This window comes from Pseudomonas sp. MPB23 (assembly GCF_046605395.1).
In the GTDB taxonomy this organism is placed as follows: Bacteria; Pseudomonadota; Gammaproteobacteria; order Pseudomonadales; family Pseudomonadaceae; genus Aquipseudomonas.
The window spans coordinates 2,400,922-2,415,431 of the sequence record NZ_CP176771.1 but is presented as its reverse complement, the minus strand read 5'-3'; the positions used below and the strand labels follow the sequence as shown (position 1 = coordinate 2,415,431).

The following is a 14,510-nucleotide window of genomic DNA, read 5'->3' as shown; positions in this document are numbered from 1 at the left end:
GGCGCCCCTTATCACTGACCCAGGGTCAGGACCTTCTGCATCATGGTTTTGGCGGTGTTCATCATTTCCGCGTTTGTCTGGAACGAGCGGCTGGCGGAAATCATGTCGGCCATTTCCTCGACCACGTTGACGTTCGGGTAGTACACGTAGCCTTTTTCGTTGGCCGCCGGGTGGTTAGGCTCGTAGCGGGCTTCCAGATTGCTCTGGTCTTCAACCACGCCGAGTACCTGCACGCCAGAGCCTGCGGCATCCTGGTTCTGGAACAACGAATCGCTGCCACCGCTCTGGCCGCCCTGGAACATGGTGGCGAACACCGGGTGACGGGCGCGGTAGGTCTGGTCAATGCTCGAAGACACGGTCTCGGCGTTGGCGATGTTACTGGCGACGGTGTTCAAGCGCGTGGTCTGCGCGCTCATGCCACTGCCGGCAATATTGAAAACACTGGACAGGGACATGGCTTACTCTCCACGCAGGGCTGACATCAGCCCTTTGAATTTGCTGTTGAGCAGGGTAAAGCTGGCCTGGAAGTTCACCGAGTTCTCGGCGTAGGCCGATTGCTCCAGTTGGGCGTCGACGGTGTTCTGGTCGATCGACGGCTGCATCGGCGTGCGATACAGCAGCGACTCATCCCCACTGCTCAGACCTTGCGCTTCAATATGACGGCTGTTGGTCATGTTCAAGGCGAAGGTGCCGTTCTTGGTCTTGTCCTGCTGCGCGGCGAGCACGGCGGAAAAATCCAGGTCCCGAGCCTTGTAGTTCGGGGTGTCGGCGTTGGCAATGTTGTTGGCCAGGACTTCGGCGCGTTGGGCGCGGAAGCCCAGGGCTTGTTCGTGGATACCGAGCGCTTTATCGAAGCTGATGCTCATGGCGGAAACCTTTAGGCTGACCTGCTGTTCGTTAACAGGGTTATAGCAAAGCCCATGCCAATATTTGAAAACCCCGTAAATCAAGGGTTTGTGCGGAACTTGCCGGCGGCAATGCCAGAAAAGCGGCAAGCGGTTTCCGCGTGGTGCCAGTAAAGCGGCAATGGGATTGCCGTTTTCTTCAGCTTTGCCGCAGAAACAAATGTGGGAGGGGGCGTGCTCCCGATAGCGGTATATCAGTGATAGCTACATCAACTGAACCACCCCTATCGGGAGCAAGCCCCCTCCCACACTTTGTCTGCGTACCGCTTACTTGGCCTGGTAGATGATCCCAGGGCTGCACTGCACCATCTGGTAGTGATCCGGCAGGCCGTTCAGTGCTTCGGATGCACCGAGAAACAGGTAGCCGCCACGCTTAAGGGTTCCGTGGATGCGCAACAGAATGTCTTTCTTCACCTCGGCCGAAAAGTAGATCAGTACGTTGCGGCAGAACACCATGTCGAACTTGCCGAGGCTGGCATAGCTGTCGAGCAGATTGAACGAGCGAAACTCCACGCGGTTCTTGATCGGTGCCTTGACCGCCCAGCGCCCCGCCCCTTTCGGGTCGAAGTAGCGTTGCAGCCGTTCCTGGGACAAACCGCGCCCCAGGGCCAGGCTGTCGTATTCGCCGGTCTTGCAATTGGTGAGCATGGTGCCGGACAGGTCGGTAGCAACAATTTGCGCCCCGGCTTTAAGCTGGCCCATGTTGGTCCGCTCGAACTCATCGACGGCCATCGAAATCGAGTACGGTTCCTGCCCCGACGAGCAGGCGGCCGACCAGATACGCAAGCGCTGCCCGGGACTGGCCTTGATGGCCTCCGGCAGCACCTTGCTCTTGAGCACTTCAAAGGGATAGGTATCGCGAAACCACAGGGTTTCGTTGGTGGTCATGGCATCGACCACCATTTCCTTGAGCCCACTGCGTGGCTGCCCCTGAATGCGCTGGACCAATTCACCCAGAGACTTGATGCCCTGCTGCTCCATCAGCTTGTTGAGACGGCTGGATACCAGGTACTGCTTGTTTTCACCGAGCAATATGCCACAGGCTTTCTCCAGGAAGACCCGGAACTGTTCGAAATCCAAATTACCCGTAGACAATGATACCGCCTCTTAAATCGTGTGACCGCCCGGGAGAAATTCCCTAGCCGTGATCTGCTGCCTTGATCCGGTCGACTACCCTGGATGCCAGGTCATCAGGACGAAATTTGGCCAGGAAGTCATCGGCACCGACCTTCTTGACCATCGCCTGGTTGAACACGCCCGACAGCGAAGTATGCAGGATGATATGCAATTTTTGCATGCGCGGGTCGTTGCGTATTTCGGCCGTAAGGGTATAGCCATCCATTTCCGGCATTTCGATGTCGGAGATCATCATCAAGAATTCGTCTTCCGGCTTCTTGCCCTCATCCACCAGCTTGCGCAGATAATCGAGCGCCTGGCGACCATCATTGAGCGCCACCACTTCAACGCCGACGGTTTGCAGGCAACGGGTGACCTGCTTGCGCGCCACCGAGGAGTCATCCACCGTCAGCACACGCAGCGAGATAGCCTTGTGCGCCGTATCAGCATCCACCACCCCGACGGAAATCGCTTCTGAAGTGGGTGCCACTTCGGCGAGGATCTTCTCGACGTCGATGATTTCCACCAATTGGTTATCGACCCGCGTCACAGCCGTGAGGTAGTGATCGCGGCCTGTGCCCTTGGGCGGTGGATGGATCTCTTCCCAGTTCATGTTGACGATGCGTTCCACCGAGCGCACCAGGAAACCCTGGGTCTTGGTGTTGTACTCGGTAATGATCACGAACGGGTTTTCGCGGTCCTGCAGACCTGCCGCACTGGTGGCCAGAGCCAGATCAAGAATCGGAATGGTAGCGCCACGGATATTGGCGACACCACACACCACCGGGCTGGACTTGGGCATGATCGTCAGCTTGGGACATTGCAGCACTTCCCGCACCTTGAACACGTTGATGCCATATAGCTGCTTGCCGTCGAGGCGGAAAAGCAACAACTCCAGGCGATTCTGCCCTACCAGCTGTGTACGCTGGTTTACTGAATCCATTACACCTGCCATGCCCAGACTCCTACGCTAAAACCTTTGGGGGTACGACGCGCACCCAACACTAAACGGCACGAGCTTTGCTATTTATTGATCATGGACATTAAAACGACAGTTTCCCGACGCCCTCGCCTCACCGGGATGCGCAGATCACTCTACGCATCGATGGCGCTGCTCGCCTTGAGCCTGGGCGCCACGGCCCGCGCTGATAACGTCACCTTGCCTGATCTCCTTATCGGCGTCACTCAGGGCTTTCTTGAGTTCACTGTAGAAGATTATCTGGCGACCACACAGACGCCCGGGCGTTATGAGATCCAAGTCAACCCACTGGACCCCCGTCTGCGCATGCCAATGTGCGACAAGGAATTGACAGCGTCCCTGGAAAGCCCCGCCCAACCCATCGGCCGCGTGACGGTCAAGGTCCGCTGCGAAGGCAGCTCGCCCTGGACCGTGTTCGTGCCGGCCCAGGTCAAGCTGTTCCGGGATGTGGTGGTGGTAGCCCGACCGCTGAAACGCACCGGCATCATCGGCTTTGAGGATGTTGTGCTGCGCGAACGGGATATCAGCCTGATCAATCAGGGTTACCTGACCTCCCTCGACCAAGCCATCGGGCAGAAATTGACCCGACCAGTGGTCACCGACCAGGTTATTACGCTGGTACATCTGGAACAGGCCGAGGTCATTCGCAAGGGCGATCAGGTGGTGATTTCCGCCAGTAGCGGCGGCCTGAACGTCAAAATGCCGGGGGAAGCGCTGTCCAACGGCGGCATGAGCGAACAGATCCGGGTCAAGAACCTCAACTCCAACCGAGTGATCAAGGCACGGGTGACGGCGCCCGGCCAAGTCGAGGTAGCCTTATAGATTACTGGTACAGGACGCCGGCTTTTCCTACACTGTGCACGAGATATCCCGTGCGGAGATTTATTGTCATTCGCGCCTAAAGTTTGTCCGGGTATGGCCGAAAACATGGCAAGCGTCCAAATACCCAGAGGTTTTTTTATCATGGTCATCGATTTCAGTCGTTTGAATAGCACCCCGACAACGTCAGGCACTACGCGAGCAGCCGTTACCAAGGACAGCGTAGAAGCCAAGGCCCAGCCGCTGCCCGTCAAGACAGAACAGGCCAGCGTCAGCCAGAGCGGGGAATCCGTACACCTGAGCAATGAGGCTCAACAGTTGCAGAAGGTCACTGACTCGCTGCGCGATCAACCTGTCGTCAATAAAGCCCGTGTGGCCGAATTGAAACAGGCTATCGCCGATGGCAGCTATAAAGTCGACAGCAACCGTGTAGCCAGCAAGCTGCTTAACTTCGAAGCCGAGCGCTAGGCACAGGCCTGCGCCGGGCTTTTGGACGCTTAAAACCCAAGGCCAGCCATGCATCACGACGAACATTTGCTTCAACTGATCATTGATGATCTAGCGCCGACGCAACAATTGCTCGAGCTGCTCAAAGAAGAATCCCTGGCCCTCTATGGCCGGGACATGCCGTTGCTGGAAGAAATTCTGGCACGCAAGCAGTCGCTGATTGTCCTGCTGGAACAGCACGGCAAGAAACGCAGTCAGATTCTCACCGGCCTGGGCCTGCCGGCAGACCGCGACGGCCTGGCGCAACTGGCCAGCCACTCCTCGGTCGGCAGTCAACTACTGGCTCAGAGCGAAGAACTCAATCAACTGCTCGCCCAATGCCAGGAAGTCAACCTGCTCAATGGTCAGTCGATCCAGCTTCAGCAAGCGACGACCGCCAACCAGTTGCGCATACTTCACGGCGGAGAACCACCGGCGCTTTACAACGCCCAGGGCTCCACCTCGCGCCTGGTCAAGCCAAGTACCCGCAGCCAAGCCTGATGCCTGTTTAGCGCGCTATCTATCCAAGTCGCGCCACATACTGGCAAAATGCTCCCTATTGCGTGTAGTCGTATTTTGTCTGGAGATGGAAGAACCGTGTTCAACGCCCTTAATGCGGAAGATGCTCCGCAGCCACCCAAGGTCCTCACCACGCCTCTGGAAATCGCCGGCACCTTGCGAATGCTGCAGGACAGCCATGACCCGCTGATCATCACCTTCCACGAACGCAGCCAGCGCTTCCAGAGCTACCTGGTGGACGTCAACCGGGACAATGGCACCCTGGCGCTGGATGAAATGATCCCCCGCGACGGCGAACGCCATCTCGAGAACGGCGAACCCTTCCGTATCGAAGGTTTCCATGATGGCGTGCGCGTCGCCTGGGAAAGCAAAGGCAACCTGAGCATCAGCGAAAAGGACGGCCATCGCATCTACACCGGCAGCATGCCCGACGAAGTGGTCTACCATCAGCGCCGCAACGCCTTCCGCGCCGCCTTGAAGCTGGCTCAACTGGTCAACATCGAGCTGGGGGGCGAGAAGTTGAAGGCGCCCGCCAGCGGCAAGCTGCTGGATATTTCCGCCACAGGCTGCAAATTGCGCTTTGAAGGCGACATCTCCGAGCGTCTGCAACTGGGTCAGGTCTACGACCGCTTTATCGCCGCCCTGCCCTTTGGCAGCATGACCACCTCGGTTGAATTGCGTTACCTGCATTATGAAGAGAAGATCAACACCACCTTCGCTGGCGTGCGCTTCCACAACATGAGCGGCCTGGTACAGCGCCAGGTCGAACGGTTCGTATACCAGTTGCAACGTGAAGCGCGGCGCTTCGACAAAGACGACGATTTTTAAACCTTAATGATCGCGACAAAAAACGGGCAGATCCTTCTGGGATCTGCCCGTTTTTTTGCTATCAGGGACGCGCCCGACTCAAGTCATGGGGATGCTCTTCCGGCCCCAGGGGTTCCGGCGGCCCTTCAAAGGCGGGCTGATCCACCGGTGGTTGCGGATCGGCCTCAGGTTCAGGCTCCACAGCGGCGGTCTGCATCTGCTCCTGCACCATCTGCTCATCCACCCGCGGATCAAGGGCAGCCACCAGCGGCGAGCTGGACATGCTGTCGGGCATCGCCACATGCTGCAGCGGTGCGTCATCCACCTGATGCAAGTTGGTAACGGCTTTAGGCCGGATACGCCACACCAGGATCAACGCGCACAGACTGAAGAACGCATACAGCATCTGACTGCCGAACATGTTCATCATCACACCGGCCAGCAACGGACCGATACTGGCGCCGACACCGTAGGTCACCAGCAACATGGCCGTAAGTGAGACGCGACGGTCACTCTCCACGTGGTCATTGGAAAACGCCACCGCCAGCGGGTACAGGCAGAATTGCACCAGGGAACACACGAACCCCACCACAAACAGCACTTCCAGCGGCACCTTGGTCAGCACCGCCAACGGCAATGCCGCCACCGCCAGGCACACGGCAAAACAGCGAATCAACAGCGCGCGATCATAGCGGTCCGACAACCAGCCCAACGGCCACTGCACCACCAACCCGGCAAAGATGCAGCTACCCATGAACAGGCCCACCTGCTCGGTGGTCAGCCCTTGCTGAGAAGCATAGAGCGGCGCCAGGCCGTAGAACGACCCCACGATCAAGCCGGCCCCCAGCACGGTACTCAGCGACTGCGGTACGCGCTTGATAAAGAAGCGCGGCTCCATTGGCGCAGGATGCAGAGGCGCCGGGTGAATACGTCGGGTCATGGCCACCGGCACCAGGCACAGTGCAAAACACAACGCGACCAGCATCAACAGTTCCAATCCCAATTGAGGGTGCATGACCAGAATCAATTGACCCAGCACCAGCCCCAGGTAAGAAGCAATCATGTAGCCGCTGAACACCAGGCCACGTTGCTTGGCATCCGCCTGCTCGTTGAGCCAGCTTTCGATGACCATGTACTGGCACATCATCCCCAGGCCGACGATCACCCGCAGCACGATCCAGGCCGGCAGCCAGTCGATCAGGCCGTGGCCAAGCACCGCCGCACCGACAATCCCGGCACACGTGGCGTAGGCACGGATATGCCCGACCCGTGCGATCAGGCGGTGCCCGATCTTGCCCCCCAGTACCAGGCCAAAATAGTTGGCCGCCATCAACGCGCCGACCCACAAGCTGTCGACGTGGTCGGCCGCCAGGCGCAAGGCCAGATAGGTACTGAGCAGGCCGGAGCCAATCAGCATCATCAAAGAAGCGAAATAAAGGGCTCGAAAAGATTTCCAGATCTGGCGCATCGGCGTTCCGAGCGGCTCCTTGAGGTGAGAGACAGGACTACCGGCATGATAGTCCCGGGTTGCCGGGTCCGGACAGGCGACATGCGCTATTTCCGGGGATTATTTTGTTTACATCGATTGGCTACAGCTCAGACGCCGACGAGAGGCGTGCGGGTACACCTTTGCGATAAATATAGGAAGCTCCTGCTGTGAACCTCAATCGACGGCAAGGTTCGACCCGCCTTGGAAAAGACTGAATGCCCACGAAAAAGACCCAGCGTGAAAATTCTCTAGACCTGTCGCCTCGGCGAAGCCGTTCGCAGCGGATTGTTACTGTTCTAATAACAATGTTTTCCAGTCTTATGGATTTATTCGAAAAAACATCGCTATAGACTGGCTCCTGCGTGAAACCACCTCGATCAAACTCCGAATCAGTCAAAACATCGTATGCACCCGGTCAAGGTTCGCAGAAGCCACGGACATACTCATTAGAGACTGAACATTAAGCGGGCGTAATACTGCCGCCAACGTTTTTGTTTACCCCTCCTGCCAAACCTCAATCAGCCCGGTAATTCGCCCTCCCTTTACCTCGGGACCGTGGACGAACGACATCTGGACAGCTAAATGCCGGACCGAACAGTCGGCCAGATTGCCCGTACGCAGTGGACGCAACTTTGTATCTCCCCAACTGAGCCCATACAAATATGACGGACGATAATCGACCTAACTCTGGAAGTTCCTCAATGAGCACTATCGCAAGGGGACTGTTTTCCCTGCTTGTTTTTACCGCAGCACTGGCGTTGATATATGGCGGCGTGAAGCTGTCAGCACTCGGCGGATCGAGTTATTACCTGCTTGCCGGCCTGGCGTATTTAGTGTTGGCAGCACTCTTCGTTCTGCGCAAACCCATCAGCATTGCGCTCTCCGTGGTCATATTCCTTGCCACCTGTATGTGGGCTTTTTACGAAGTCGGTCAGTTCAGCTATTGGGAACTGCTTCCGCGCCTGGTCGTTCCGGCCATTATCCTGGCCCTCAGCCTGTGGGTCGGCGCCGCCTTCCCGAATACGCCCTCGAGCACACGGCGCGCAGCCAATCGCTTCGGGTTTGCGGTGTTCCTCGCCCTGATCGCAACGTTTGTTGCAGCGTTCTTCCCCCATGGCGGGATCTCGAACCCTGTCGCCGCAACTGGCTCGACCACACCCAGCGAGCCATCCAACGCCCCTGAAAACTGGGAGTTCTTTGGGCGTAATGCCTCGGGAACACGATTTGCCCCCTATACGCAAATCACCCCGGATAACGTCAAGGACCTGCAAGTAGCCTGGACCTACAGAACCGGCCGCAGGACCACCGGTGCTGGCGCCGGCGTTGACGAAAACACACCGCTGCAGATCGGCAACGTGCTGTATTCGTGTACGCCGGAAAACCTGATCACCGCTCTTGACGGAGATACGGGCAACCCGATCTGGAAATTCGACCCTCATGCCAAGAGCGAAGAGCATGTCACTTGCCGCGGCGTGGGCTACTACGACATCGATAAAGACGAGAGCTTGAGCGCGGCGGCAAAAGCCTCCTATGGCAATGAGCAGCAATGTCGCCAGCGTATTCTGGTGTCATCTGTAGATGCCCGTTTGTTTGCACTGGACGCACATACCGGTGCCCTTTGCCAAAGCTTTGGGGACAAGGGTTATGTCGACCTCAAGAAAGGCATGGGCCCGACGGAAAACAGCAAGCGCTATCACCCAACGTCGCTGCCGGTTGTCATGGGCCATCTCACCGTGGTCGGCGGCTGGGTACGCGACATCGTGGCAGGCGAACCTTCCGGGGCCGTCCGCGCATTCGATGTGTTGACGGGTTCCCTGGTGTGGGCCTGGGACGTGGGCGCGCCCGAGGGCACAGATACCGCGGCTGCCGATCACCAATTCACCCTGGAAACACCTAACGTATGGACGATCCCGACCTACGATAAAGAGTTGAACCTGGTCTACTTGCCGACTGGTAATGGTCCTCCCGACTATTGGGGCGGTGACCGCAACCAAACCAAGGAGAAATTCGGCGCGGCCGTCGTGGCGGTCGATGCATCGACCGGTAAGGCCAAATGGGTTTTCCAGTTGGTCCACCACGACGTGTGGGATTACGACCTGCCCTCCCAACCCGTGCTCTATGACATCAAAAATGCTCAAGGCGTGAAAACGCCGGTACTGATTCAGACCACCAAGACTGGCCATATTTTTGTGCTGGACCGTCGTACCGGCCAGCCAGTAACCGAAGTCCAGGAACGTGCGGTCCCCACCTCCCCGGCGGCTGAAGGCGAGCACCTGTCGCCGACGCAACCGTACTCGGTTGGCATGCCGGTCATTGGGGCCGACCCGTTGACTGAAAAGTCGATGTGGGGCGTGTCGACCTTCGACCAACTGTATTGCCGCATCATGTTCAAAGACTCCGTCTACGTGGGCCCGTTTACGCCGCCTACCGAAAAGCCGTACATCGAATGGCCTAGCTTGCTCGGCGGCATGAACTGGGGCGGCATTTCCATAGACGAAAACACCGGCATGATGTTCGTCAACGACATGCGCATGCCGTTGCGGATGTCGCTGGTCACCAAGGAAGAGACCAAGAAGTTCAAAGTATCCACCGACGAAGTGCCCGGCTTCATGGGCACCATTCGTCCGCAAGTGGCCGGCATCTATGGCGGGGTTAAGATCGACATTCTCCAGTCTCCACTGGGCGTGCCGTGCAACACCCCACCGTTCGGCAGCATGAGCGCGATTGATCTCAATACTCAAAAACTGGTCTGGCAGGTTCCGATGGGGACGGTCCAGGACACAGGCCCGCTGGGGATCAAGACGCACATGCAGATTCCGCTGGGCATGCCGACACTGGGCGGCCCGACTTCGACGGCCTCCGGCCTGGTGTTCTTCGCAGGCACCCAGGACTACTACCTGCGTGCGCTCGACTCGGCCACCGGCAAAGAAGTGTGGAAAGCTCGTCTGCCGGTTGGCGCAGTTGCCGCACCGCTGATCTACAAGTCACCCACCACAGGGAAGCAGTACGTGGTTATCTCCGCAGGTGGCGCGAGCCATTCGCCTGACGTCGGTGATTACATCATTGCTTACGCGCTGCCGGACAGCATCACGAAATAACGCGTTAGTGGCAATAAAAAGGTTCTTCACGGAATCCCGGGAAACACAGAAACAAGAACGCCGATTTGATTGATGATGTTCGTGCGAGCAAACACATCTAACAAACCGGCGTTCTTATGCGCGATATTAATACTTTCCTTCCTTTTTGGGAGGGCTTTTCTGTCGTCACGATCAAGCCTGATGGTGACGCCCTCCAGATCGATCTGACACCCCACGCCACCCGATTCCCTTCCTGTGGCGGGTGCCAAAAACCCTGTTCAACCACGCATGAGTATTGCGAGCGAGTCATTCGTGATTTGCCCATTCTCGGTCGTGCGGTGCGCCTGAGCGTTTTGCTCCGACGCGTTGGTTGCCGCGACTGCGGTAAACGCATGGAGGCCGTCAGTTGGCTGGATCGCTATGCCCGTATGACGCGGCGTCTGGCAGAGGCGGTCATTCAAGCCTGTGAACGCCTTCCCACGCTGCATGTGGCGCAGATGTTTGGGCTGCATTGGGACACCGTTCGGTTGCTGGAGCGTCGTGCCTTGCAAGCGGCATTGAGCGATCTGCCGAAGGCGCAACCACGGCGTCTGGTGATGGACGAGTTCGCCCTGTTCAAGGGCCATCGTTACGCCAGTGTGGTGCTGGATGCGGATACACGACGAGTGCTGTGGGGCGGCGGTCAGGCCGTTTTTCGAAGAGCTGGGGCCAGAGGGATGCGCCCGAATCGAAGCGGTGGCAATGGACATGAACACTGCTTTTGACCTGGAGGTTCGTCAGCACTGTCCCAACGCGCGAGTGGTCTACGACCTCTTCCATGTGGTGGCCAAGTATGGCCGAGAGGTGATTGATCGGGTTCGCGTCGACGAAGCCAATCGACTGCGTCATGACAAGCCGACCCGACAGGTCATCAAGCAGGCGCGTTGGCTGCTCCTGCGCAACCCGCAGAACCTGAAAACACCGGAGCAACAGGTCCGCTTGGAGGATCTGCTGGCGGCCAACCACGCGTTGATGAAGGTCTATTTGATGAAGACTGAACTCAAAACGCTTTGGACGCCGAGCACCGCTTGGGGTTGGCGATCGGCCTGGAAGCAATGGCTGCGCCATGCGCATGAAAGCGAAATACCGGCACTGATCCAGTTCGCCAAACGGCTAAAGAGTTACTGGCGGGGCATCGTCAGCCGGGTTCGCTGGCCGATGCACACCGGTCAGTTGGAAGGAATAAATAATCGAATAAAGGTCATCAAACGGATGGCGTACGGTTACCGGGATAGCGAATTCTTTTTCATGAAAATCAAGAGCGTCTTTCCCGGTAATCCGTGAAGAACCAATAAAAAGCCCCGCCGGAACATCGTCCGGCGGGGCTTTTTACACACCTGATGCTGCTCGGCACTCACGAACAATGTGAACGGTCAGAGAGGCGGCGCGAGAGGCTTGATTGATTGGTGTCCCAGGGCCGGTTCGAACGGCCAACCTTCCCCTTAGGAGGGGGATGCTCTATCCAATTGAGCTACTGGGACAAATGTCAGCCAACGGGCCACGGGCACGGCGACAGACGGCGTGCATGTTAACGGCCAAGGTCGATTTTGTCATGTCGTCCGTTGGCTTTTTAAGCGTAGGTCGATGCTGGCCGGGTAGATCGGGCTTGTACCCCGCAAACACGGGCATCCGACACTATCGTGCAAAATGCAACAACCCAAATTGCCATCATTGCAAATTGCAACCTTCCGGCATTTCAAAGTAGATTCAAACCATTGTTTTTATTGAATTTATACATTGGCACGACACCTGCAATACTTCTCCTACAAGACCCACTCAGCCACGGTGTCAAGCGGAGAACATGACCATGAACAGTGCCCTGCTGTTAGCCCTCAACACCGTAGCCCTGGCCGCATTGGTGATGTTCCATTTTCAACCGACAGGCAGTAACGACCCTGCGCAGATCAGCCAAGCCGTGCCGCACCACCTGCAACAGCGCCCGCAACTGGCCGTGATGACCCCCAACGCGCAATTGCCGGTACGCCTGGCCCAAGACACCCAGGTGGCGCCTGCATCTGAACACTGGGTTTTCTGAGGAAACCGCTCATGTCCAAATCCGCCTGGCTATTTCTGTGCCTGACCCTCGCCACCGGCGCCATCGGTTTAGGCGCTCACGCGCAGCAAGACGCTCAAACCACCGCATTCATCGCCAGCGGCGTGTCGGCGAGCCTTTTGCTGTTGACGCTCATTTTGGGTCGTCGAATTAAATTCGACCCGGTACTGCGCTAGTCCCCTCCTATTCCGCCCGACCTTACGTCGCTTCCCCCTAGTAAATCGGCAAATTGCCACTACTCTTAAACATGAGGGCAAAGGGCCACTTTGCTATAGGATGTGCGGCCTCAACCCTGTGGTGGCCTGGCGTTGCGGGAAGGTCCCTCGCGGAATCACTCGTGCAAGAGTTTTCCAACCAGTCCACAAAAATGCAAATGAATGCTGGCATAAAGCCTTTAGTCAGTTCAATATTTGTCACAGAATTGACGCCAAGGAACTGGCTAATCTGAGGCATGATGCGGCCTCTTTGCAATTCAGGTTGAACTTTGGTCGTGTGTCCCGTCCTGAATAAGGTTTACACCTTCTGACCGATCTTCAGGAGGATTCAATGGATACGGGAAAAAGGCGGAGCCAGCGCGATTACACGCTAGCTTTTAAATTGTCAGTCGTAGATCAAGTCGAAAAAGGCGAGTTGAGTTATAAAGAGGCTCAACGGCGCTTTGGCATTCAAGGCCGGTCCACGGTACTGGTTTGGTTACGCAAGCATGGCCGACAGGACTGGAGCCAAGGCGCCTCAATCCGAGCGCTGCGGAGCAGGCCGATGACCGACCCCAACCTCCCGCTGACACCCGAACAGCGGATCAAAGAGCTTGAAGAACAGTTGGCGCTGAGCAATCAGAAGGCCCAGTTCTTTGAAGCTGTCGTGAACGTCTTGAAAAATGATTACGGTGTGTCCATCGTAAAAAAGCGACCCGGCAAGTCCTCTCGCAAGGGCAAATCCAAGACCTGAGCATTACCAGGGCTTGCCTGTTTATGGGCATTTCGCGCCAAGCGTATTACAAGCGCAACCGAGCCTTTGACGCGAGAGTTTGCCAAGACCAGCAGGTAGTGGAATTCGTTCTGGAAAAGCGTCGCCGCCAGCCGAGGCTTGGGACGCGCAAACTGCACCACCTGATGGTAACTGAAGCCGCAGCGACGCTACGTGTCGGTCGAGACCGCCTGTTTTCCATCTTGCGAGAGGCGCGAGAGCTAGTCCCTCGCAAACGTGCTTATCATAAAACCACGCATAGCCATCATCGCTTCCGCCGTCACCCCAACCTACTCAAAGCTGGCCCGGAACAAGTTGTAGCCAGCAGACCTGAGCAGGTTTGGGTCGCAGACATTACCTATCTCCCAACGCGGGAAAGTGTCGCTTACGTCAGCCTGATAACAGACGCGTACTCACGCAAAATCGTGGGTCATCATGTGCACGGCAGCCTGCATACGGAGTCGGTGGTCAGGGCACTGCAGAAGGCTGTTAGTCAGCGAAAATCCAATCAACCGCTCATCCATCATTCAGATCGCGGAGCCCAGTATTGCTCCGATTTATACCAACGGATGCATACCCGGCATGGAATCAGGTGCTCAATGACTGACGGCTATGATTGCTATCAGAACGCGATGGCGGAGAGGATAAATGGGATTTTGAAGACTGAGTTTTTGCTGCATCGTCCCAAAGACCTGGCGGATGCAGTGAAAATGGTGGATGAGTCGGTGCAAATCTACAATCGGGAGCGGCCGCACTTATCCCTGAAATACAAAACGCCCGATGCAGTGCACCGGGCGTTTTGAGACTGAAATAGGTGTAAACCTATTTCAGGACTAGACAGTGAGCCTTGTCTTAACACTCATCTTGCGGCCAATTCCAATAACCGCTCCCCTGAACTAACCGGTTAAATATATGCGCCCATTGAAACAGGCAATTTATTCCAGCCGTACGGCTGACAAGTTCGTCGTACGTCTGCCAGACGGAATGCGGGAACGCATTGCCGAGGTGGCTCGCAATCATCACCGCAGCATGAACTCCGAAATCATCGCGCGCCTGGAACAGAGCCTTATTCAGGAAGGTGCGCTGGGCGACGAGTTGAGCATGCGCCTGGACAGCCCTGAGCTGTCGCTGCACGAACGCGAACTGCTGCAGCGTTTTCGCCAGCTCTCCCACCGCCAGCAAAATGCTCTCGTCTCGCTTATCGCACACGACGTTGAGGCGGCCACCGAAGCCGATTGATTTGCAACTGAAAGCC

14 protein-coding genes, 1 tRNA gene and 1 pseudogene are annotated in these 14,510 nt (G+C 57.0%); 10 read left to right on the top strand and 6 right to left on the bottom strand.

Annotation, left to right across the window (positions count from 1 at the left end; genetic code table 11):
* Positions 1-11: 11 nt before the first annotated feature.
* From flgC to ACLH0J_RS11245, 4 genes are all read right to left on the bottom strand, one after another.
* A complete protein-coding gene (gene flgC / locus ACLH0J_RS11260; RefSeq protein WP_411392037.1) occupies positions 12-455 on the bottom strand; it encodes a flagellar basal body rod protein FlgC in 444 nt (147 codons plus the stop codon).
* Positions 456-458: 3 nt separating this feature from the next.
* Positions 459-866 carry a flagellar basal body rod protein FlgB gene (gene flgB / locus ACLH0J_RS11255; RefSeq protein ID WP_003175633.1) on the bottom strand — a complete coding sequence of 136 codons (408 nt, stop codon included), beginning with the start codon at positions 864-866 and terminating at the stop codon, positions 459-461.
* 306 nt (positions 867-1,172) lie between these two features.
* Positions 1,173-2,000, bottom strand: a complete 828-nt coding sequence (cheR, locus tag ACLH0J_RS11250; RefSeq protein WP_411392036.1) for a protein-glutamate O-methyltransferase CheR — start codon at positions 1,998-2,000, stop codon at positions 1,173-1,175.
* Between the two features lie 43 nt (positions 2,001-2,043).
* Positions 2,044-2,976, bottom strand: a complete 933-nt coding sequence (locus tag ACLH0J_RS11245; RefSeq protein WP_411392035.1) for a chemotaxis protein CheV — start codon at positions 2,974-2,976, stop codon at positions 2,044-2,046.
* Positions 2,977-3,057: 81 nt separating this feature from the next.
* Between ACLH0J_RS11245 and flgA the strand changes: the two genes are divergently transcribed.
* From flgA to ACLH0J_RS11225, 4 genes are all read left to right on the top strand, one after another.
* Positions 3,058-3,822 carry a flagellar basal body P-ring formation chaperone FlgA gene (gene flgA, locus ACLH0J_RS11240; protein WP_411392034.1) on the top strand — a complete coding sequence of 255 codons (765 nt, stop codon included), beginning with the start codon at positions 3,058-3,060 and terminating at the stop codon, positions 3,820-3,822.
* Between the two features lie 141 nt (positions 3,823-3,963).
* Entirely contained in the window at positions 3,964-4,287 is a 324-nt protein-coding gene (flgM, locus tag ACLH0J_RS11235; RefSeq protein ID WP_411392033.1) for a flagellar biosynthesis anti-sigma factor FlgM, read from the top strand.
* A gap of 48 nt (positions 4,288-4,335) precedes the next feature.
* On the top strand, positions 4,336-4,806 hold the full coding sequence (locus tag ACLH0J_RS11230; protein ID WP_411392032.1) for a flagella synthesis protein FlgN: 471 nt from the start codon (positions 4,336-4,338) through the stop codon (positions 4,804-4,806).
* A gap of 96 nt (positions 4,807-4,902) precedes the next feature.
* A complete protein-coding gene (locus tag ACLH0J_RS11225) occupies positions 4,903-5,652 on the top strand; it encodes a flagellar brake protein (protein WP_411392031.1) in 750 nt (249 codons plus the stop codon).
* 61 nt (positions 5,653-5,713) lie between these two features.
* Here the strand turns inward: ACLH0J_RS11225 and ACLH0J_RS11220 are convergent, their stop codons facing one another.
* On the bottom strand, positions 5,714-7,099 hold the full coding sequence (locus tag ACLH0J_RS11220) for an MFS transporter (protein WP_411392030.1): 1,386 nt from the start codon (positions 7,097-7,099) through the stop codon (positions 5,714-5,716).
* 722 nt (positions 7,100-7,821) lie between these two features.
* Between ACLH0J_RS11220 and ACLH0J_RS11215 the strand changes: the two genes are divergently transcribed.
* Positions 7,822-10,218 carry a membrane-bound PQQ-dependent dehydrogenase, glucose/quinate/shikimate family gene (locus ACLH0J_RS11215; RefSeq protein WP_411392029.1) on the top strand — a complete coding sequence of 799 codons (2,397 nt, stop codon included), beginning with the start codon at positions 7,822-7,824 and terminating at the stop codon, positions 10,216-10,218.
* Positions 10,219-10,334: 116 nt separating this feature from the next.
* Positions 10,335-11,520 (top strand): annotated as a pseudogene (locus tag ACLH0J_RS11210) (ISL3 family transposase).
* Positions 11,521-11,640: 120 nt separating this feature from the next.
* Here ACLH0J_RS11210 and ACLH0J_RS11205 read toward each other — a convergent pair.
* Positions 11,641-11,717: transfer RNA gene (locus tag ACLH0J_RS11205), tRNA-Arg, on the bottom strand.
* Positions 11,718-12,043: 326 nt separating this feature from the next.
* Here ACLH0J_RS11205 and ACLH0J_RS11200 point away from each other — a divergent pair.
* The 4 genes from ACLH0J_RS11200 (at position 12,044) to ACLH0J_RS11185 (ending at position 14,494) form a co-directional block, all read left to right on the top strand.
* Positions 12,044-12,271, top strand: a complete 228-nt coding sequence (locus ACLH0J_RS11200; protein ID WP_411392028.1) for a hypothetical protein — start codon at positions 12,044-12,046, stop codon at positions 12,269-12,271.
* Between the two features lie 11 nt (positions 12,272-12,282).
* Positions 12,283-12,465 (top strand): PA3371 family protein, encoded by a 183-nt coding sequence (locus ACLH0J_RS11195; RefSeq protein ID WP_411392027.1) that lies wholly within the window; start codon positions 12,283-12,285, stop codon positions 12,463-12,465.
* A 370-nt stretch (positions 12,466-12,835) separates the two neighbouring features.
* Positions 12,836-14,058, top strand: a protein-coding gene (locus ACLH0J_RS11190) for an IS3 family transposase (protein ID WP_411389081.1) whose coding sequence is annotated in 2 segments (ribosomal slippage) — positions 12,836-13,187 and positions 13,187-14,058 — 1,224 coding nt in all. Because the reading frame shifts where the segments join, the coding sequence is not laid out codon by codon here.
* Positions 14,059-14,167: 109 nt separating this feature from the next.
* Positions 14,168-14,494 (top strand): Arc family DNA-binding protein, encoded by a 327-nt coding sequence (locus ACLH0J_RS11185; protein ID WP_262049941.1) that lies wholly within the window; start codon positions 14,168-14,170, stop codon positions 14,492-14,494.
* Positions 14,495-14,510 lie beyond the last annotated feature (16 nt).

What these genes read in the sequence shown, in the direction of transcription:
- flgC (WP_411392037.1), bottom strand. Translation starts at nt 455, where the DNA reads ATGTCCCTGTCCAGTGTTTTCAATATTGCCGGCAGTGGCATGAGCGCG.
- flgB (WP_003175633.1), bottom strand. Translation starts at nt 866, where the DNA reads ATGAGCATCAGCTTCGATAAAGCGCTCGGTATCCACGAACAAGCCCTG.
- ACLH0J_RS11245 (WP_411392035.1), bottom strand. Translation starts at nt 2,976, where the DNA reads ATGGCAGGTGTAATGGATTCAGTAAACCAGCGTACACAGCTGGTAGGG.
- flgA (WP_411392034.1), top strand. Translation starts at nt 3,058, where the DNA reads ATGGACATTAAAACGACAGTTTCCCGACGCCCTCGCCTCACCGGGATG.
- flgM (WP_411392033.1), top strand. Translation starts at nt 3,964, where the DNA reads ATGGTCATCGATTTCAGTCGTTTGAATAGCACCCCGACAACGTCAGGC.
- ACLH0J_RS11230 (WP_411392032.1), top strand. Translation starts at nt 4,336, where the DNA reads ATGCATCACGACGAACATTTGCTTCAACTGATCATTGATGATCTAGCG.
- ACLH0J_RS11220 (WP_411392030.1), bottom strand. Translation starts at nt 7,099, where the DNA reads ATGCGCCAGATCTGGAAATCTTTTCGAGCCCTTTATTTCGCTTCTTTG.
- ACLH0J_RS11215 (WP_411392029.1), top strand. Translation starts at nt 7,822, where the DNA reads ATGAGCACTATCGCAAGGGGACTGTTTTCCCTGCTTGTTTTTACCGCA.
- ACLH0J_RS11200 (WP_411392028.1), top strand. Translation starts at nt 12,044, where the DNA reads ATGAACAGTGCCCTGCTGTTAGCCCTCAACACCGTAGCCCTGGCCGCA.
- ACLH0J_RS11195 (WP_411392027.1), top strand. Translation starts at nt 12,283, where the DNA reads ATGTCCAAATCCGCCTGGCTATTTCTGTGCCTGACCCTCGCCACCGGC.
- ACLH0J_RS11185 (WP_262049941.1), top strand. Translation starts at nt 14,168, where the DNA reads ATGCGCCCATTGAAACAGGCAATTTATTCCAGCCGTACGGCTGACAAG.